The sequence below is a fragment of the Undibacterium sp. Di24W genome (assembly GCF_049340325.1).
Lineage (GTDB): Bacteria > Pseudomonadota > Gammaproteobacteria > Burkholderiales > Burkholderiaceae_D > Undibacterium.
Genome location: NZ_JBMPOP010000001.1, coordinates 193,150 through 213,361 on the forward strand (window position 1 = coordinate 193,150; position 20,212 = coordinate 213,361).

The window sequence follows — 20,212 nt, forward strand, 5'->3', positions numbered from 1 at the left end:
TAGGGCAGAAATGGGCTTGAAATTATGTATTTTGCCCATAATTAGCTTTTGTTTTCAAAATCCTGTTTCACTTATCTCCACTTATTGAATTGTTAGGAACATCATGACTATTAGCGTCAACGGCACAGAAATCACCGAAGCCAACATCAATGCCGAAATGGATCGTGCCCGCTCTGCTGGCCACCCAGAAGGCGAACAATTACGCGATAGCGCGATCCAGGAGCTTATTTTACGCAGCCTAATGCTGGCAGAAGCAGCCAAATTAGACATTAATGCAGGTAACGAAGAAGAAATCATAGGTTCGCTGCTGGAGCAAGAAGTGGCATTTACTGAAGTGGATGAAGCTACTTGCCGTACTTTCTATGATGAAAACAGTGGTAGCTTCAAACAAGGTGAAATGGCAGCTGCGAGCCACATATTATTTACACCTGGCGAAGGGTTGGCCGCAAGTTTGGTTAAAGCCAAGGCAGAAGGTATTTTGGCGGATCTACAAAATAATCCAGCTGCTTTCGCAGCAATGGCCCGTGAGCATTCTGCCTGCCCATCCGGCAAAGAAGGCGGTGCTTTGGGTCAGTTTGGCCGTGGTCAGATGGTGCCAGAATTCGAACAAGCAGTGTTCAGTATGGAACCGGGCAATATCGCGCCAGAATTGATCGAAACTCAATTCGGCTACCACATCATCCAAGTCACGGAACGCAATGGTGGCGACCTGGTTAGTTTCGATGAAGTCAAAGAACGCCTGCAAGCCTATTTGACCGATTTGGAAGGCCGTAAAGCAACACACGCCTACCTGGCACAATTGGTTAGTGCAGCAAAAATTGAAGGCTATGAATTACCGGCTTTCGCGTAATTCAAATTGTGCTTGTGTTGCAGCAAGAATAAATGCTCGCAAGCTTAAGACGTAGTTCCAAAACGCACCCTGCATAATTGAATTATGATGGTGCGTTTTTTCTTATTTGTAACCATTTTGTACTCCCAAAAAAAAGGCTCTTTATGACATCCCCTATGTATTCCACTTCTGTCCCTGTTTTTAAACAAATGCTTGGTAGTTTGCAAGTCATTTTACAGAAAGCACAGGCGCACGCGGCTGAAAAGAAAGTTGAAGATCAGGTCTTTCTGCAAGCACGTCTGACACCGGATATGTTTAATTTGATCCGTCAGGTACAAATCGCCGCAGATTTTGCCAAAGGTATCTCTGCGCGTTTAGCAGGCGTCGACGTACCTGAATATCAAGATACCGAAGCGACATTTGAAGATTTGCAAGCACGTTTAGCCAAAACCTTGGAATTTATCAATAGCCTCAATGCAGCGCAATTTGAAGGCGGCGAAAACCGTGAAATTATTCTGCGCCCGGGCACACCAAAAGAGAAAAAGCTGACAGGCAATGCCTATTTATTGGGATATGGCCTACCGCAATTTTTCTTCCACGTGACCACGACTTATGCGATTTTGCGTCATCACGGGGTGGAATTGGGCAAACGCGACTACATGGGCGTCTATTAATTCTTCACAACTAACTCGGCAAGAAAATCATGCCCACCGGAAACTTGGTGGGTTTTTTTATATTCCCCCAGCTTTCCCAATTTAGGCTTTCATCACCGCTTATCAGAAAATCAGAACCTTTCGCCAAGCTTTCCCCTGATTCTGCTTGCGTTCCCTCATATTGAAAGTATATTTCGAATAGGATGATTTCGTCGCATAGGAGGATTAAGCATGTTTTCCCATTTTCTTGACAAAGATAGCAACGCCATTCCCGAATGCGAACCACGCAAGCTGTTCGAAGCGGAAGAAGAAATCTTCTTTAAGCGAGTACAAAAGGCGCTCCCCAACTGCCTGATATTTCCCCATGTACAACTGACCGCTATTCTTGAGCCACATATCAGTAACGAGAAAAAACGTACTCTGATGCACCAAAAAATAAAAGATCGACATGTTGATTTTGGCGTATTCAGTAAAGATCTGGATTTACTCTGTGTATTGGAATTAGAGCGTAGCGAAACTGATCAAGAAGAATACCCAACTCGCAAGCTACTCAAAAGCGCAGGTATTAAATGCATACGTTGGAACCGCGAAAACTTGCCAACGCCAGAGCAAATTTTGCGCACCTTAGCACCATTTTCTGAGCTTGACGCACCAAAAATTGAGACGAGTATGCAGACCATAGGAAAACTGTTCTTAGATGACGACCCTAAGGCATCCGGCAAACTGCAAGAGCAAGCATTCACCTATATTGAACACGGCAATCCTAATGCCCTGTCGCTGGCAGCACTAAAACGCATTACACCTGAAAGTTTTATCCAAAAAGAATATCCACATATCTGGCAAAAAATCTGTTTGTTTGCTGGCGATCCTGGCTATTTGAAAAATTATCTGGAATCTTTGTTTATCCAAAACCGCCCAGTAAAGCGTCGGGGCTTACCTAAACATGTAGCCAACGAAGTCGTCGCCTTGCAGGCAGAAAACGCCCGTTTTGTCGTACCAAATGCACCAGATCCCGTGTGGGATCCAACTTTCCTACATCGCTAATTTTGCTTGAGCGCATCTTGCTTAGGCACATCAGTTACAAGTCAGGTACCAGCATGTGACCCAACTTATTTGCCTTGGTATCGAGGTAACGTTCGTTATAAGGATTACGCTGTACTATCAGTGGGATATGCTCTTCAACTTTCACTTGCATATTTTGCAATGCCGAAATCTTACGTGGATTATTTGTCATCAATTTAACACTCGTAATCCCCAAGTGTTTTAGCATAGGATTGCACAAACTATAGCTACGTAAATCAGCAGCAAAACCTAGTTTCTGATTTGCCTCCACAGTATCAGCCCCAGCATCTTGCAAGTGATAGGCCTGCACCTTAGCAAGTAGGCCTATGCCCCGACCTTCCTGACGTAAATATAGAATCACACCACGACCTTCTTGCGCGATCTTTTGCATCGCCAATTCCAATTGCGGCCCGCAATCACAACGTTTACTGAACAGCGCATCGCCCGTTAAGCATTCTGAATGTATGCGTGCTAACACTGGCTTGCCATCAGTAACATCCCCCAAAGTCAAAGCAATATGCTCTTTACCATTTGCAGGCTCAACAAACGCATGCATAGTGAAATTCGCCCAAGTCGTAGGCAAAGCACAAGACGCAACATACTCTAACGCCTGTTCTTCAGATTTCACAGGCAGATCCATACTTGACATAATTTTCTCGCTGATTGTCTTGGCCAATCGCCAAGACCACAAAATGCTAGCCCTTGTTAGGTGTTTAGGGCACTAAAGGTAAGAGTATAAACGAGTCGAGCCAACTCGACTGAAACCAGGTTTGAGCTGGCTCACAAAATCAGCTAATCCGACCAATTTCTCGATCTCAGATGCATTGATACTCTGACTCTATTTCATTTTTTTAAAATTTCTACCACTTATTAAAATAATACGCACTATAATGTTGCGTTCACTTGAAAAAAATTGCATTATTTACACCAAAAATTGCACATATCACCATTTTTTGTTGGTCTTTGTACACATTTCAGACATTTTAAGGACAGAATCTAGCGAAATTCTCAACAACTCTTCTTATAAAATTCGCATGTTTCCTTAATTATACACTCAGCACTTTTACCAAAAAAACTAAGCATTTGATGAATCCCCACGCAGCCCCCAAAATTTCTCCACTCAATCTATTGTTAGCGACAAAAACACATCGCAAGTTGATTCGAGACTTAATCCGACGCGAAATCATGATCCGCTACCAGGGGTCGATGATGGGATTATTGTGGTCATTTTTCAATCCCATTCTAATGCTGGCGGTATACACTTTTGTGTTTAGTGTGGTGTTTAAAGCCCGCTGGATTGGCGGCTCGGAGTCAAAAACGGAATTTGCGTTAGTGCTATTTGCGGGTTTGATGTTGTTTGGACTGTTTTCCGATTGCATCAATCGTGCACCTGGTCTGATAGTCAACAATGTGAACTACGTCAAAAAGGTCATTTTTCCTTTGGAAATCTTACCCTTAGTGACACTAGGCGCGGCCTTTTTTCATATGACCATTAGCCTCTCAGTCTGGTTGCTGTTCTACTTCATTTTCTTTGGTGCCCCGCCATTGACCATCTTCTTGTTACCTTTGATCTTATTGCCTCTTGTCTTCTTCAGTTTAGGTCTAACTTATCTATTAGCATCACTCGGCGTCTATTTACGTGATGTTAGCCAAATCGTCATTGTATTGACTTCGGTACTTACCTTCTTATCCCCGATTTTTTATCCAGTCAGCGCCCTGCCTGAGAATTATCAGTGGCTGGTGCAAATAAGCCCATTGACGCAGGTAATAGAACAAAGTCGTGATGCCATGATTTGGGGCAAATCCTTGGATGTAACGATCTGGTTCTCCTATTTATTCTATTCGATAGTAATCGCCTGCTTGGGATTTGCCTGGTTTCAAAAAACACGTAAAGGATTTGCTGATGTCCTCTAATGCGATCGCGATCAGCGTCAAACAATTGAATAAGCATTACCAAATTTACGAAAAACCAGGTGACCGCTTAAAACAATTCTTATTACCCAAATTGCGCAATGCATTAGGCCAAGCGAAAAAAAACTATTTCCGTGAATTCTCATCCTTACAGGGAATTGATTTCGAGGTAAAAAAAGGCGAGACGGTCGGCATCATTGGACGTAATGGTTCAGGTAAATCGACCTTACTCCAAATCATTTGCGGCACTTTATCACCAAGCAGCGGAGAAGTGCGCACGCATGGCCGAATTGCCGCCTTATTGGAATTGGGTTCAGGTTTTAACCCAGATTTTACTGGGCGCGAAAATGTGTATATGAACGCGACCATACTAGGCCTCACCAAAGAACAAATAGATGCACGCTTTGACGACATCGTTGCCTTCGCTGATATTGGCGAATTTTTAGAGCACGCAGTGCGCACCTATTCTAGCGGTATGTTAGTCAGGCTAGCGTTTGCGGTGATCGTGCATGTCGATGCAGATATCTTAGTGATTGATGAAGCCTTGGCGGTTGGTGATGCTTTCTTTACGCAGAAATGTATGCGTTTCTTACGTAATTTTATGAAAACAGGCACGGTCTTGTTTGTCAGTCATGACACGGCAGCGGTAAAGAGTCTATGTAGCCGCGTGATCTGGTTAGAAAAGGGTGAAGTTCAAGAACAAGGCTCCCCCAAGGAAGTCTGTGAGCTTTACCTCCAAGCGTTTTATGAGGCACAACAAGGCAAGAGTAGCAGCACTAGAATGAAGCGAACTGCAATCGCCGCACGCGAATCTGGAGCTAGCCGCGACCAACGCTTAGCGTTCGTCAATAACAGCAATTTGCGCAATGATCTAAAGCTATTCGCTTTCGATCCCGAATCAAAATCGTTTGGTCAAGGCGGTGCACAAATCACTGCGGTTGAATTTTACGATCAAGACGGTGTCGCTTTAACTTGGGTAGTCGGTGGCGAACAAGTGAGCTTGCGCATACAAGCCGTCGCGCATACGGAGCTGGATGCACCGATTATCGGTTTCACGGTGAAAGATAGTCGCGGACAAGCCTTGTTTGGCGATAACACGTATTTAAGCTATAGCGACTGTCCACCATTCTATGAGGCAGGCAGCCATATAGAGGCCGAATTCTGCTTCTTGATGCCGATACTGCCTGCTGGCGAATATAGCATAGGCGTAGCCATTGCCAACGGCAGTCAGCAGACTCACATTCAGCATCATTGGGTGCACGACGCCCTTAGTTTTAAATCCGAAGCAAGTAGCGTTGCCACTGGCTTGATTGGCATTCCTATGACGCATATTAAATTAGATCAAGTGCAATCCAAAGCAATGGCTTAGTGAAAAAAGAATCGAAAATACTTTATGAAATTTACTGGTGAACGTTTCGTGCCTGAAGTGCACGGCAATATCGAACTGGAACATCGCCATCGCTATTTACAGGCGAGTAGCATCGCTAAAGGTAAGGTGGTGCTCGATATCGCGAGTGGTGAAGGCTATGGATCTGCCATGCTGGCTGAACATGCGTTGCAGGTAATCGGTGTCGACATCTCCGAACTAGCGGTTGAGCACGCACAGCAGCGCTACCAAAGGGACAATCTCGAATACCGGGTCGGCAGCTGTGCCGCAATACCATTGGCCGACGCCAGCGTTGATTTGTTGGTGAGTTTTGAAACGATAGAACATCACGACCAGCATCAAGAAATGATGCAGGAAATTCGGCGTGTTTTACGCAAAGATGGGGTCTTACTCATTTCTAGCCCAGATAAATTGACCTATTCGGATGTTCCAGGTTCGCATAATGAATTTCATGTGAAAGAACTATATCAACAAGAATTCAAGCAACTACTAGAAGGCTATTTTGAAAATATTGCCTATTTTGGACAGCGTATCATTTTTGGATCAGGCATTTTCGCGGAACCTCTATCTACAACTTCCGCGGTGGTATCAAGCTCCATCAATAGCTATTGGCAACACGAAGACGCGATTCAAAGATCTCCTGGCATGGCCAAACCGCTGTATTGGATTGCACTGGCATCCAACCAGGCACTGCCACATTTAGATGCGAGTTTTTTTGAGAAGTCTATCGAGGACGCAGATGTCGTGTCAGCCTTGCGTACTCAAGTAGAACATAGAGAAAACGATATCGTCCTTCATAAGCAATGGATCGCACATCTCGAGAACGACATCGCGGTGCACCAACAAGGCGCATTAGAATTGCAAAGCAATCTGCAACAAGCTGAACTAAGCATGCAGGAGTCATCCCTACGTATTCAAGCGCAAATGGAGCGCGCCAATAACACAGCGGCGCGTCTTCAAGCGTATCAGCAATCACAAGAAAAACTCGAAATTGAACTCGCAGAAATCCAATCGCAGTATCGCCAATCACAAGAGAAACTCGAAGCTAGACGTGTAGAAGTAAATTCACTGCAACAAGAGCTAGATTTTCACCAGAAAACTGTCAGCGATTTCGAACTAGCGCTACAACAAAGCGCGAACCGTGAAACAAAGTATGGATTGGAAATTAGTGACTTACAAAACCAACTGTGTGCAATCAATGACAAGCTCGCAGGACTAACGTGTGAGCGCGATCACGCATTTGCCAGCATTGCCGAAATGCGTGCCAGCAGGTCATGGCGTTGGAGTGCACCGTTACGGGGTTTGCGTCGCGTTAGTCGTGGCGAAACCTCCTTACTCAGGACCGCAAGCCGCGTATTATTGAGTCGCGCAAAAAGAATCGTGCCTAGACCTGTCGTTCAACTGGCAAGAACGCTACAAGGGAAATTTTTGAATATCACGGCGATCATGCCGCATTCAAGTATGAACCAAGGCGCAATCGCATCCATGGTGGCAGAACGTTGCGCTGCTATGCAGCGACCTGTCTCAGTATTCGTGCCCCCCTTGCTGAAAGACGAGCAGTGTCCACGCATCGATTTAAGTATCGTTACTTACAATAGCAGTCGTTGGATAGAAAGCTTTACTGCATCGGTACTCGCAATAGATTACCCGAAAGCTTTGCTTAGCGTATTTTTTGTCGACAATAGCTCGACTGATGACACACTGCAAAAATTGCAAACCAGTACCCAAGTTTTGCGTGCGCAAGGTATCGAGGTCGCAATTCAAGTCGCTCCCAATCATGGCTTTGGTGCGGGGCACAATGTCGCCTTTAAAAAAGGCAATGCACCCTACTGCTTGATTACCAATCTGGATCTGACTTTTGAAGCGGATGCTTTGCGCCAAGTGGTGTCGAATGCAGTGGCCGACCTTGCCCACGCTGCTGCTTGGGAACTACGCCAAAAGCCCTACGAACATCCTAAATACTACGACCCCATCACTGGCAGTACGAATTGGAATTCGCATGCCTGCGTTTTACTGCGTCGCTCAGCCATACAAGCGGTTGGCGGATTTGATGAAACTCTGTTCATGTATGGCGAAGATGTAGAGCTATCTTATCGCTTGCGCCGCGCTGGTCATGTCTTACGCTATTGTCCACAGGCGGTGGTCTGGCACTTTACGTATGAAACGGTAGCACAGGTAAAACCATTGCAATACACCGGTAGCACCTTCGCCAATCTGTATTTACGCTTGAAATATGGCAATCGATGGGATGCTCTGGCGGTGCCTCTATTGGGTGTAAGGCTACTATTAGCGAGCCAACCCTATCCGGGATCAAGATTAGGCGTACTACGCAACTTGCTACGCCTGCTGACGCTAGTCCCCAAAACTTTTTGGGCACGAAAGTCAAGTGCAATTCAATTTCCGTTTCGCGAGTGGGATTATGAAATGATCAGGGATGGCGCTTTCATCGAGCTGCAAGCGATGCCCGAGGAAATGCCCTTGGTCTCTATCATCACACGTACTTATCGCGGCAGAGAGCTGTACTTACGGCAGGCAATAGTGTCAGTTGCGCGTCAAACTTACCCCAATATTGAACATATCATCGTGGAAGACGGCGGCGACAGCATGCAGGTTTTGATCGATGATATGCAGTCCGCTATACCTCGCACCATAAGATATTTCGGATTAGGCAAATGTGGTCGTTCGGCGACTGGCAATCACGGTTTACGCCAAGCCAACGGCCGTTGGTGTCTATTTTTAGATGATGACGATTTGCTCTTCGCTGATCACGTCGAAGTGCTAGTGAATACATTGCTGACCGAAACACAGTCTCGCGCAGCCTACACCTTAGCTTGGGAAGTGCCGACCGATAGTTCACAGCTAGCTCAAGGTAGCTATCGCGAAATGACCTATCAGGTGCCGACTCCTCTGCGCCAAGTGTTCGATTACGCCGTGCTGCGCCACCATAACTTCATGCCCATACAATCAGTGTTATTTGAACGTAGTTTGTATTTAGAGCGCGGTGGTTTTGAAGAAGACATGGATGCGCTGGAAGATTGGACTCTGTGGGTACGCTATGCCCACAATCATCAATTTACCTACGTTCCCAAATTAACTTCACTATTTCGCGTACCCGAAAATGCCGAACAAACTCGACAACGGAGTGAGATTTTTGCCGCTGCTTACCCATTGGCGTTGACCAGGAATAGCATTAAAACACAGGCGATCGATACCCTATTAGCTGATCAGGCGGATGCTGACAAAACCTTAGCCTGCGCTAAGTCAAACCAAAATGAACTACCCCAAGAGATACTGGCGTGAAAGCAAATAACCTCAATTTTCTACGTTTGATCGCAGCTGGCTTAGTTTTATACGGTCATAGCGCCATTTTTTTGGGACGTCCTGAGCCACTTTTTTTGTCGTGGATGCCGCTTGGCCCGTTAGGCGTAGCGATATTTTTCATCATCAGCGGCTATCTTGTTACCCAAAGTTGGCAGCAAGATCCTAACTTACGACGTTTTTTCATACGTCGATGTTTGCGGATATTTCCAGGCCTATTGGTGTGCGTGTTGTTATGTATTTTTGTACTGGGGCCTTGGTTCACCAGCCTATCGCTAAAACAGTACTTCGCACATGAGGCCACTTGGCATTATCTGCGTAATCTCGGGCTGTATATTACCTACTACTTACCTGGCGTATTTGAACATAGCCGCGTACCTAATGCGGTCAACGGATCCTTATGGAGTCTGCCGCTAGAGTTTTTCTTATACATTGTAGTGGCTCTCCTAAGTGTGATTTCGACAAAAAAATGGATCATGATCGCGACATTCTTGACGTCGGCCCTACTTTATTTATTATGGGCGCAATCCGCTACAGAAATGCTAGTGATATACGGCACAGATATGCGTCAGCTATTTATTAATGGCACTTATTTTTGGGCAGGTGCAGTATTTTATCAGCTTGATTTGAAGCGCTATTTCTCTATCACCAGTGTGGTGTTGGCGAGTGTAGGCATCTTGTGTATTCAAACCAATTTCCCACAATTTCTGTTCCTTGCTGGATGGGGTCTACTCCCCCTAATCGTATTGGCATTTGGTTTATCGACCAACGAGATCCTAACGCGCATCACTGCGACAGGTGATTACTCCTACGGCGTCTACATCTATGCATTCCCAGTACAGCAAGCAATCGCGTTTCTCTACCCAAAGTTAAATTTTGGCATTTATGTAGCACTCTGTATGGCAGTGACCTTGACGCTCGCTATCTTTTCTTGGCATTTGGTAGAAAAAGCTGCCCTCGCATTTAAACCACGCAATCCAGCCTTAGCAGGAGCAATCATATGAAGGATGTCACCGTCGTCATTGTCAATTGGAATAGTGGCTCATTATTAGCAGATTGTTTGCAGCATCTCACATTGCAAACCATCAGGCCAAAGAAAATTGTTGTCATCGATAATTTTAGTAGCGATGATTCGATTGCTAATATAGAGCAATTTGAGCGTGTGGAAATATTGCGGATGCAGAGCAATCTCGGCTTTGCGGCCGCAAATAATTATGTCCTTAAGCACTGCACTACTGAATTTATTGCGCTATTAAATCCAGATGCGTTTCCCGCACCTAACTGGTTAGAAAAACTATTTTTGGCAGCCGAGGCTTACCCCACATCGGCATCTTTCGGTTCGCGCCAAGTACGCCACGAAAACACACAACTCTTGGATGGTATCGGCGACAGTTATCATATGAGTGGCCTAGTGTGGCGTGCTGGCTACGGCGCGCAAAATCTAGAGCACTGTTTGCAGCCTTGCGAGATATTTTCACCATGTGCTGCCGCTGCTTTATACCGTACCAAAGTGCTGCAAGAGCTAGGCGGCTTTGATGAGGACTTTTTCTGCTACGTAGAGGATATCGATCTCGGTTTTCGCCTTCGTTTGGCGGGGCACAAATCCTATTACGTCCCAGAAGCCAGTGTGCGTCACGTAGGCTCTGCAAGCACCGGTGGCAGTGGTAGCGATTTTTCTGTTTATCACGGCCATCGCAACTTAATTTACGCCTTCATAAAGAATATGCCGGGCGCCTTATTCTGGTTGCTCCTCCCATTACATCTACTTTTAAATCTCGTGACGATTGCTGTCTTTATGCGACGCGGTCAATGCAAATTAATTTTGCGCGCGAAGCGTGATGCGTTGTTTGGACTGCCACAAGCATGGCGTAAACGCCAGCAAGTGCAATCCACCCGAGTTGCGACATTGGGTGAAATTTGGCACGTCTTAGATAAACAGTTTTTACCTAAGCGTCAGCCCCCGATTAACGCCGCGCCTGCACGAGTTGTACCTCGTCAAGCGCCACAATATTCTTCTAAAATGGAAGGTTAATCTTGGCAATTTCTTAGATTCCATAAAGACATGAACCGGTCTCATGCCTTTGGTTTTCTGCAGTCGATCGGACTATCCATGTTCTGATTTGATTCAACAAAGTTGGAAAAAAATTTGTAGGTAAATATGCGCAAGTCAGTTCGGAACAAAAAGAGTGGAGATTTTCTGTAGGGGAAACAATCATTCGTAACACCATAAAGAATGGCGTATTCGAAGGCAAAGTTCTATTAAAGCCTCGTGTAGAAGAAAAAGAAAACTGTCTAAAAGAGTTATACGGGTGGCGTCGTTTAGAAATGAAATTAAAAGGTGATAGTCGCCTTGAAGGCGCTTGGCTGCAATCACTCATCGACTGCCATGATTCATGCACAGTAATAGGTGAAGCTTGGCAGAACTATGCAATTGAAAAACTATGAGTGAAGTAATTAAGAGATAACTTGAGATGTTGATCTCAGAATGTACTGAACTATAAATCCAAGTTTATCTACAATTCCTAATCAGCACTGCTTAAACAAAAAAACAGTTATTTCGAATCAATCTCGGTGCGTGGCAAACTAACGATTAAGGAATCACCAGATTCTCTTTCAATACCCTAGACCTCCATTTTGCCACGATCTTACTAAGTGTTTTATCACTCACCATCTGCGCAAATCCTGCGTTGAGCTGATTGACCAATTCAGGTGGCGTCTTTTTACCGATTGCCAAATACAGCTCAGTTTGGCGTGGCATATAGATCGTCTTTTCGATACTAGTTGCCGGGATATCACAGGCTCTTAGAAAATCCTCGATACCATCAGGATCAAAAGGGATCAGGTCTACCCTGCCCATTTTCAATTTAAGGCAATTCGATTTTTTAGAAGGAGCGGTATCGACTTTTACTCCTAACTTTTCGAATAGGGGCACGGTCGCATTACTGGCAATATCACCAACAATATACTTCTTCAAATCCCCAACATTGTGAACTGCAATATCTGTTCGACTTGCTAATTTGAAGAGCCAAATCTCGCTAGTGGCGACCGGCCCTATCCAATAGTATTGAGGCTCCCTCGCAAGAGTTTTAACGACACTGAATATGAGAGTGGATGGCTGATCTCTTGCCGTCAATAGTGCACGCGTCCAGGGTAACACTTCTACTTTAAGTTGATATCCGATTCGATCTGCTAAAGTTTTTGCGATTTCAAACACCATGCCATCCATCTCTTGATCTTTTCGAAAGCTATAGGGGAAAGCTTCATCGGTAGAGACAGCACGTAAAACTGGTTTATCTGAGGCAAAACTTGGTTTGAAAGACATTGCAAAAAACAAAGCTAACAAAAACAATCCAGGTAGAAAGGGTTGGCGTATCGACCTTAGCGAAAAACGAGAATGAAAAAAGGAAGCTGGCATAAAAAATCTTTTCTATCTATGAGATCAGATACTGGTAAGAAAACCACCCTCTGAAACCATTCAAATAAGGCGGATCAACTTTTTTTCTAAGCTGATTATAGCGCGTGCTTCGCATGTAATCGGAATAAATATGTACGTCATAGCTTTGTTTCAAACATGGTACACATCAGTGATTTTCTTTACGTAATAATGCATTTACATCATGAATAAAATTGCTCTTGATGAGCTTGAAGATACGTTAATCAATGAACTCAGCCATATGAAAAGCAACATATTGAATCAATGAGCAACAAAAAACTATTTGACTTACTGTGCAACACACAGTACAGTGTACCACATGGTTACTATAGATACTTTCGGAAAATTAGAGCTCGAACTGCGGCGCGGTGTGGTGGTACTTGCCACGCTCTCGCAGTTACGCAAACCTCGCTACGGATATGAACTGCGTCAAGCCTTGGCTCAACAAGGGATGGCAATTGAGGAAGGCACTTTATATCCTCTGCTCCGCAGATTAGAAACTCAGGGCATATTGCAAAGTGAGTGGAAGATAGAAGACGGCCCGCCACGCCGTTATTACTCACTCAATACGGATGGTAAGAAATTACTCAAGAAACTCACCGAATCTTGGCAAAGTATGAATGAGGTGATGAATGGCCTTTTAAAGGAGGAATAGCATGAAAGCAAATGATGTTATTGAATCGTATATCACCGATGTCGCACTACAACTACCACGCAAGCAGCGTAACGATGTCGCATTCGAGTTACGCGCGTTACTACAAGAGGAGCTGCAAGCAAAGGCCGATGAAGCTGGAAGCCAGCCTGACTACGCGATGGCGTTGAGTTTACTCAAAAGCTTCGGGCATCCGAATGAGGTAGCCGAACGCTATCGGCCTGCACTAATGATTATCGATCCAGCGGATGGTGCAAAATTCTTAAGTCTAACTATGACTGGTTTGGTACTGATCTGGAGTTTAGGTTTACTAGCTAATTTAAATCAACCTATCAATTCTGGAACCGATTTTATTCGCGTGCTCAGTTCATGGTGGGGAAAAACAGTCATTCCCTCATTCTGGTGGCCTGGCGTTTTGGTCGTCAGTTTTGGCATTGCTTCATGGGCACGCCAGCGTCGGCCAGGTGCAATGGAATGGAAACCGCTTGCTCAAGACCGAATCACAGGAGGTCGTGTTGCGGTGGGTTTAGGATTAATTGCAATGCTCTGCGGTATCTATTTACTTATTAATCCAACGTGGATTTTAGATGTCATCTGGAGCGGCAACGCAGCACCGGCTGCCTACACGGCATTAACTTACACCGATGCTTTTTTGCAACGTCAAGCGCCTTTCTTACTTGCACTTGTATTTCTGAATATTCCATTTTACTTTGCGGTCATGATTCAGGGGTGCTGGACTACCTTATTACGACGTATTGAAACCGGATTAAGCCTTTTGACTTGTGCAGTGATGACTTGGGCGATCGTCGATGGCACTATCATGATGTCCCCTGCCAGCGATTCAACAGCAAAGTTTTTCATGGGCGTAATTGTTGCGTTTTCGCTGTTGCTTTTGGGTGTGGAATTTCTGCGGCAGGTGAAGCCTAGGCCGCATCAAAGCTTACAAGCTTAGTTGGATTTCGCCTTCTCCCACTTAGGGAGAGGGCGAATTTTTCTCTTATCGACGCAACTGCGTAATATCTCGCACAGCACCGCGATCTGCAGAAGTCGCTAACGCCGCGTAAGCTTGCAAAGCCTGCGATACATAGCGATCACGATTCACTGGCTGCCATGCTAATAGGCCTTTCGCTTCCATCGCTGCGCGACGTGCGGCTAATGTTTCATCGCTGATGTCCAGACGTATGCTGCGATTTGGAATGTCGATTAAAATTTGATCGCCCTCTTCGACCAAACCAATCGCTCCGCCTTCGGCCGCTTCAGGTGAAGCATGGCCGATCACCAGACCTGATGAACCACCAGAGAAACGACCATCGGTGAAGAGCGCACAAGCTTTACCTAAGCCCTTAGATTTGATGTACGAGGTTGGATACAACATCTCTTGCATACCAGGGCCGCCTTTCGGACCTTCGTAGCGAATAATCACGACGTCGCCTTCATGCACGGTATCGCCCAAAATCGCAGCGACCGCGTCATCTTGGCTTTCAAAAACACGCGCTTTGCCGCTGAAAGTCAAAATACTTTCATCGACGCCGGCCGTCTTCACGATGCAACCTTTTTCTGCCAAATTACCGTACAAGACCGCAAGACCGCCATCTTTGGAATAGGCGTGTTCATAATCACGTATGCAACCGTTAGCGCGATCAATATCCAAACTATCAAAACGTTTATCTTGTGAGAATGCGGTTTGTGTTGGTACACCGCCCGGCGCCGCCATAAACATTTTTCTGACTGCGGCATCATCACTGACAGCAATATCATTGTGCGCAATGGCTTCGGCAAAACTCGGTGCATGAATCGTTGGGCGTGTGGTGTCGAACAAATTCGCCCGCGCCAATTCCCCCAAGATAGCCATAATGCCGCCAGCTCTATGTACGTCTTCGATATGATATTTATCGGTCATCGGTGCGACCTTGCACAAGCATGGCACTTTACGCGAAATACGATCAATATCCGCCATTTTAAAATCGACGCCAGCTTCATGCGCTGCAGCCAGTAAATGCAACACGGTGTTGGTAGATCCGCCCATGGAGACGTCTAGCGCCATCGCGTTTTCAAAGGTCGCTTTGTTTGCAATCGAACGTGGTAAAACAGTGTAGTCGTCTTGCTCGTAATGACGCTTGGCCAAATCAACAATCAAACGGCCTGCGCGCAAAAACAATTCTTTACGATCAGCATGCGTCGCCAAAATCGTTCCATTGCCTGGCAAAGCTAAGCCTAAGGCTTCCATCAAACAGTTCATCGAGTTAGCTGTGAACATACCGGAACAAGAGCCACAGGTCGGACAGGCAGAGCGCTCTATACGACCGATCTCTTCATCACTGACACTGCTATCACCGGCTTTAATCATGGCATCGACCAGATCGATCTTCATGATCTTTTGTTCGCCTGTCTGTTTAGGATGCAAAGTTTCCATGACCTTGCCTGCTTCCATCGGGCCACCAGAGACAAATACCACAGGAATATTTAAACGCATGGCGGCCATCAACATGCCCGGCGTAATTTTGTCGCAATTGGAAATGCACACCATAGCATCAGCGCAATGCGCATTGACCATATATTCGACTGAGTCGGCGATCAATTCGCGGGAAGGCAAGGAATACAGCATGCCGCCATGTCCCATCGCGATACCGTCGTCCACCGCAATAGTATTAAATTCTTTTGCCACGCCACCTGCCGCTTCGATCTCACGCGCCACCATTTGACCTAAGTCTTTTAAATGCACATGGCCAGGCACAAACTGTGTGAAGGAATTAACCACCGCCACAATCGGTTTTTCAAAGTCGCCATCTTTCATGCCAGTAGCACGCCATAAAGCGCGGGCACCTGCCATATTACGGCCATGAGTGGTGGTTCGGGAACGATATACAGGCATGGGGTCACCTCAACAGATAGAATAAGAAAAAGCAAAATGGAAGATTGAAGCAAAGCATTTAATATGTCAAATATTTAAAATAGTCATTATTAAGTCGAAAAAAATATTAATAATCACTTTTACATCACTGCATACTCATAAAACACAAAAGCCAAGCATGAAAATGCAAGCTCAGCGATAAATCAAGGCACTCTCATCTCTATATTTAATGCGCCATAAACTCTCAATCAACACCATCATTCTGCTCACTGTCCCACCACTTTTGTGGGCAGCGAACGCCATCATCGGTAGAGCGATCTATCACGACATCCCGCCTGTGACCTTAAATTTTCTCCGTTGGTTGTGTGCTTTCTTTATCTTACTGCCGTTTGCATACCCTATATTCAAAAGAGACAGCAGTCTTTGGCGCGATGCTAAACAATATGCGCTGTTGGGCTTGTTGGGTATCGGTGTCTACAACGCCCTGCAATACGCCGCCTTGCAAAGCTCGGGTCCTATCAACGTCACCTTAGTCGCGTCAGGCATGCCCGTGTGGATGATGCTGGTCGGCTGGCTTTTCTTCGGCGCCAAAATACGCATGCCGCAAATCGCAGGCGCAGTACTCTCTATCGTTGGCGTGCTCTTTGTATTAAGCCGCGGCAAACTTGAGCATCTGCTCGCCTTACATTTGGTTGCAGGTGACCTGTTAATGATCGCCGCCACGATCGCCTGGTCGTTTTATAGCTGGCTACTCACTGATCAAAATAAGTATCAAGAACTGCGACCGCGCTGGACATTTTTTCTGCTGGCACAAATCAGCTTTGGTGTGATCTGGTCAGGACTTTTTGCCGCGGGAGAATGGGCACTCATCGACTACCACATACAGTGGAGCTGGCAATTACTGGCGGCGATTATCTTCGTTGCCATAGGCCCCGCCTTGATCGCCTTTCGTTGCTGGGGAGCCGGCATACAAAAAGCCGGGCCCAATGTGGCCGGATTTTTCGTCAATCTGACGCCATTGTTCACGACTATTTTATCTGCTGCCATTTTGGGAGAGCTACCCGATTGGTATCACGGTGTCGCCTTCTTACTCATAATCGCAGGCATCGTTATTTCGTCTAAACAAAAAGTTTAATCATTACCGCCAGCATCCATGATCAGGCTTGGTTAAAATAGGCGTGTTACTAGCATCAGCAAACAAGGAACACTATGAACATCCATTTAGAAAGCAAAGCCCAAGCCTTATTGGCACAGACATTATCTATGGGGGACCATCAACTGACCATGGATGTGTCCGTCGCAGAAGGCGGTGAAGATCTGGGGCCTAGCCCGCACGATTTGTACGATGCAGCACTAGCCTCCTGTAAAGCCTTAACCGTAATGTGGTTCGCCCGCAAAAAAAATATTGCGGTCACGCACATAGATACACGAATAGAACGCGATGACAGTGAAGAACGCCAAGGTATCTACCGATTGAGCACTCACCTAATTATCCATGGCGCCCTCAGTGATGAAGAATTTCATCAACTCAGTGTCGTCGCAGAAAAATGTCCCGTGCATAAATTAATGACCAGCGTCACCACAGAAATCACCACGAAAGTCGAGCGTGCAAAATGAGTACCAACGATCCATTTGATCCAGCCAAAGTACTCAAGGCACATGGCAAAGATCTAGGCGGAGGCTTTGTCGTTAGTCGTTTACTGCCCTCCGCTAAAAGGCAGGCGGTTGGTCCGTTTATCTTCTTCGATCACTTCGGCCCAGTCACAGTCAAGCCAGAAGACAATCACGATGTACGCCCACATCCTCACATAGGTTTGGCGACATTAACCTATTTATTCGATGGCGTGATTCTGCACAGAGATAATCTAGGTTACACCCAACGTATAGAACCGGGGGCTATCAATTTGATGATCGCCGGAAATGGCATCGTCCATTCAGAACGCAAACCAGAAGAACAAAAGAATGACACCTACGTCAACCACGGTTTACAGTTGTGGCTAGCTGTACCTGAGGATAAAGAAAAAATCTCGGCCTCGTTTAGCCACACACCCGCTTCCGCCATACCCGAAATCACCAATGGCAATGCAACCATACGCGTCTTAGTCGGAAGTGCATTCGGTGCTAGCTCGCCTGTAGCGACTTTATCGCCGACACTCTATCTCGATATTCAACTGCCACCGAATAGCCAATGGCAATTACCCATTCTGGCTGACGAGCAGGCGATTTATCCAATTGAAGGGGAAGTATTTGTCGCGGGCGAAGCACTGGGATCGCATACGATGTTAGTCATCGATCAGGAACAAATCATCAGCAGCGGCGACCAACCTTCACGTTTCGTACTAATTGGTGGTCAGGCTTTGGGTCATCGATTTATGTGGTGGAATTTTGTTGCTAGTCGTAAGGAAGTTATCGATGCTGCGGCCTTGGCTTGGGAGGCTGGTGACAGTGCTTTGGGAATGGGGCAGGTGCCTCGGGAGGTTGAACGGATTCCTTTGCCGAAGCGTTAGAATTAAATCGATGAACATTTCTCTCACCACAAACAATCAATTTGATTCACGCAACTATGAAATAGGGAAATTTTAACCAACATAATAAAACCTGAGATTGAAGGAGCCTGCCATGCCAATTATCCCAACCGTACGCTGCAGCAACATGAAAACGGCGCTGGAATTCTATACGGGTGTTCTTGACTTTGAACATTTGGATGGTGACCTTCACGCAGGTGATCCTTCATTCACCGTCATATCGAGAGGCTCTGATCGAGTGTTTCTATCCAGTCACAGTGGAGATGGGGTATATGGTCAAGCGCTTGTAGTGCTCACCGATGAAATCGATGCACTGTTCAAACACTACCTTGCCCGGGGACTTGCTACAACAGGAAATCCTGACTCTCCTGTGCACAAGGGGCCATTAGATCAGACTTGGGGGACTCGTGAATTTTACGTGAACGATCCCGACGGCAATACTTTGCGGTTCGTGCAGCAGTAGTCCTGTCCAGCGGGTGAAGCCCGCGCCGCCAGAATTTTCACGGTGCTGTGATGGTGATTTGCAGCAAGAAACAATACTTGGGACGATAAATTCTTGAAATAGATTTACAGCGAGGGTTGCACCCGCCCTACATAATGAATTTCTCCGCAATTTCTAGTTCTTTGATTACAATAATTTTTTCCTGTGTTCATCGTTCACAGGTCGGGTGTGGCCCGACAGCCAATTACCTTTTTTGCTTCGTCAAAAAAGGTAATCCAAAAAAGACGACCGTAGACTCGCCCCTGCGGGGTGCTTACGCTTCGCTTCAGCATAATTTGCGCATCACAAAAAATGGGAAAGTGTTGAAACTCGCTGCGCTCAGACACAACACTTTCTTATCCATTTTCTGTGACGCACAAATTACATCGTCTTGAACGGGGGTAGGTCAAAAGCAACGGCAACATCAAAACATTCAATATCTGCGGCCACTCGTTTTCTATTGGGGGCTGTAGGTCGTCGCTTTTGACTTTCATCCACTTCTGACACTGCCAATTGTGTAGGACAGAAAATGGACAAAGAAAGCCTTGCTGTCTGAGCGAAGCGAGTTTCAAGGCTTTCCCATTTTTGTCTTGCACAATTGGGAAGCCGAAGGCCAGTGGCAGCGTGGTCGCCTTTCTTTTGCTGTCTTTTCTTTGGCGAAGCAAAGATAGTAGCTGTCGGTCTACCACCGACCTACAGACCTAAAAAACATCACAACACTTCGTTATACGGAAAAAAGCCAACCCAATATACAAATCAAGCGTGGGCAGAAAATTCCCGCCCACCCTACGCCCTAGCGACCGTAGGTCGTTGGTTTTGACTTTGGTTTTGACTTTGGTTTTGAACTTCATCCACTTCTGACACTGCCAATTGTGCAGGACAGAAAATGGACAAAGAAAGCCTTGCTGTCTGAGCGAAGCGAGTTTCAAGGCTTTCCCATTTTTTGTCTTGCGCAATTGGGAACCCGAAGGGCAGTGGCAGCGTGGTCGCCTTCTTTTGCTTACTTTTCTTGGCGAAGCAAGAAAAGTGAGTGGCTGTCGGGCCACCCCCGACCTACAGACTGCAGATCAACGACAAAAAAATACGATCAAAAAAATAACCAGTCTTACT

At 46.0% G+C, this 20,212-nt stretch carries 17 protein-coding genes; 14 read left to right on the forward strand and 3 right to left on the reverse strand.

From position 1 onward, the window contains the following. Positions 1-103: 103 nt before the first annotated feature. The 3 genes from ACO0KZ_RS00840 (at position 104) to ACO0KZ_RS00850 (ending at position 2,526) form a co-directional block, all read left to right on the forward strand. Positions 104-850 carry a peptidylprolyl isomerase gene (locus ACO0KZ_RS00840; protein ID WP_422991776.1) on the forward strand — a complete coding sequence of 249 codons (747 nt, stop codon included), beginning with the start codon at positions 104-106 and terminating at the stop codon, positions 848-850. 143 nt (positions 851-993) lie between these two features. Further along, on the forward strand, positions 994-1,503 hold the full coding sequence (locus tag ACO0KZ_RS00845) for a DUF1993 domain-containing protein (RefSeq protein WP_422991778.1): 510 nt from the start codon (positions 994-996) through the stop codon (positions 1,501-1,503). A gap of 210 nt (positions 1,504-1,713) precedes the next feature. After that, positions 1,714-2,526, forward strand: a complete 813-nt coding sequence (locus tag ACO0KZ_RS00850; RefSeq protein ID WP_422991780.1) for a DUF2726 domain-containing protein — start codon at positions 1,714-1,716, stop codon at positions 2,524-2,526. 34 nt (positions 2,527-2,560) lie between these two features. Here the strand turns inward: ACO0KZ_RS00850 and ribA are convergent, their stop codons facing one another. Further along, positions 2,561-3,193: a GTP cyclohydrolase II gene (gene ribA / locus ACO0KZ_RS00855; protein ID WP_422991782.1), complete on the reverse strand. Its 633-nt coding sequence runs from the start codon at positions 3,191-3,193 to the stop codon at positions 2,561-2,563. A gap of 437 nt (positions 3,194-3,630) precedes the next feature. Between ribA and ACO0KZ_RS00860 the strand changes: the two genes are divergently transcribed. The 5 genes from ACO0KZ_RS00860 to ACO0KZ_RS00880 are packed head-to-tail and all read left to right on the forward strand — an operon-like array spanning position 3,631 to position 11,192. Continuing rightward, positions 3,631-4,458, forward strand: a complete 828-nt coding sequence (locus tag ACO0KZ_RS00860; RefSeq protein ID WP_422991784.1) for an ABC transporter permease — start codon at positions 3,631-3,633, stop codon at positions 4,456-4,458. Continuing rightward, the gene (locus ACO0KZ_RS00865; protein WP_422991786.1) at positions 4,448-5,824 is read left to right on the forward strand and encodes an ABC transporter ATP-binding protein; all 1,377 of its coding nucleotides are present in this window, start codon (positions 4,448-4,450) and stop codon (positions 5,822-5,824) included. The genes ACO0KZ_RS00860 and ACO0KZ_RS00865 overlap by 11 nt, the downstream gene beginning before the upstream one ends. Positions 5,825-5,848: 24 nt before the next feature. After that, positions 5,849-9,142 (forward strand): glycosyltransferase, encoded by a 3,294-nt coding sequence (locus tag ACO0KZ_RS00870; RefSeq protein WP_422991788.1) that lies wholly within the window; start codon positions 5,849-5,851, stop codon positions 9,140-9,142. Continuing rightward, a complete protein-coding gene (locus ACO0KZ_RS00875) occupies positions 9,139-10,164 on the forward strand; it encodes an acyltransferase family protein (protein WP_422991790.1) in 1,026 nt (341 codons plus the stop codon). The genes ACO0KZ_RS00870 and ACO0KZ_RS00875 overlap by 4 nt, the downstream gene beginning before the upstream one ends. Next, the gene (locus ACO0KZ_RS00880; protein ID WP_422991792.1) at positions 10,161-11,192 is read left to right on the forward strand and encodes a glycosyltransferase family 2 protein; all 1,032 of its coding nucleotides are present in this window, start codon (positions 10,161-10,163) and stop codon (positions 11,190-11,192) included. Before ACO0KZ_RS00875 ends, ACO0KZ_RS00880 begins: the two co-directional genes overlap by 4 nt. A gap of 558 nt (positions 11,193-11,750) precedes the next feature. On the opposite strand, the gene ACO0KZ_RS00885 is transcribed toward ACO0KZ_RS00880, so the two are convergent. Then, complete coding sequence (locus tag ACO0KZ_RS00885; protein WP_422991794.1) at positions 11,751-12,503, reverse strand: substrate-binding periplasmic protein; 753 nt, start codon at positions 12,501-12,503, stop codon at positions 11,751-11,753. A 409-nt stretch (positions 12,504-12,912) separates the two neighbouring features. Between ACO0KZ_RS00885 and ACO0KZ_RS00890 the strand changes: the two genes are divergently transcribed. Both ACO0KZ_RS00890 and ACO0KZ_RS00895 read left to right on the forward strand, forming a co-directional pair. Beyond that, positions 12,913-13,248, forward strand: a complete 336-nt coding sequence (locus ACO0KZ_RS00890) for a PadR family transcriptional regulator (protein ID WP_422991796.1) — start codon at positions 12,913-12,915, stop codon at positions 13,246-13,248. Between the two features lies 1 nt (position 13,249). After that, positions 13,250-14,197 (forward strand): hypothetical protein, encoded by a 948-nt coding sequence (locus ACO0KZ_RS00895; protein ID WP_422991798.1) that lies wholly within the window; start codon positions 13,250-13,252, stop codon positions 14,195-14,197. Between the two features lie 45 nt (positions 14,198-14,242). On the opposite strand, the gene ilvD is transcribed toward ACO0KZ_RS00895, so the two are convergent. After that, the gene (gene ilvD, locus ACO0KZ_RS00900) at positions 14,243-16,117 is read right to left on the reverse strand and encodes a dihydroxy-acid dehydratase (protein ID WP_422991800.1); all 1,875 of its coding nucleotides are present in this window, start codon (positions 16,115-16,117) and stop codon (positions 14,243-14,245) included. Positions 16,118-16,325: 208 nt separating this feature from the next. On the opposite strand from ilvD, the gene ACO0KZ_RS00905 reads away from it, so the two are divergent. The 4 genes from ACO0KZ_RS00905 to ACO0KZ_RS00920 all read left to right on the forward strand — a co-directional run bounded on the left by ACO0KZ_RS00905 (position 16,326) and on the right by ACO0KZ_RS00920 (position 19,084). Then, positions 16,326-17,231 (forward strand): DMT family transporter, encoded by a 906-nt coding sequence (locus tag ACO0KZ_RS00905; RefSeq protein ID WP_422991802.1) that lies wholly within the window; start codon positions 16,326-16,328, stop codon positions 17,229-17,231. 74 nt (positions 17,232-17,305) lie between these two features. After that, positions 17,306-17,713: an OsmC family protein gene (locus tag ACO0KZ_RS00910; RefSeq protein ID WP_422991804.1), complete on the forward strand. Its 408-nt coding sequence runs from the start codon at positions 17,306-17,308 to the stop codon at positions 17,711-17,713. Further along, complete coding sequence (locus ACO0KZ_RS00915) at positions 17,710-18,603, forward strand: pirin family protein (RefSeq protein WP_422991806.1); 894 nt, start codon at positions 17,710-17,712, stop codon at positions 18,601-18,603. Before ACO0KZ_RS00910 ends, ACO0KZ_RS00915 begins: the two co-directional genes overlap by 4 nt. Before the next feature lie 112 nt (positions 18,604-18,715). Continuing rightward, entirely contained in the window at positions 18,716-19,084 is a 369-nt protein-coding gene (locus ACO0KZ_RS00920; RefSeq protein WP_422991808.1) for a glyoxalase superfamily protein, read from the forward strand. Positions 19,085-20,212: the final 1,128 nt, after the last annotated feature.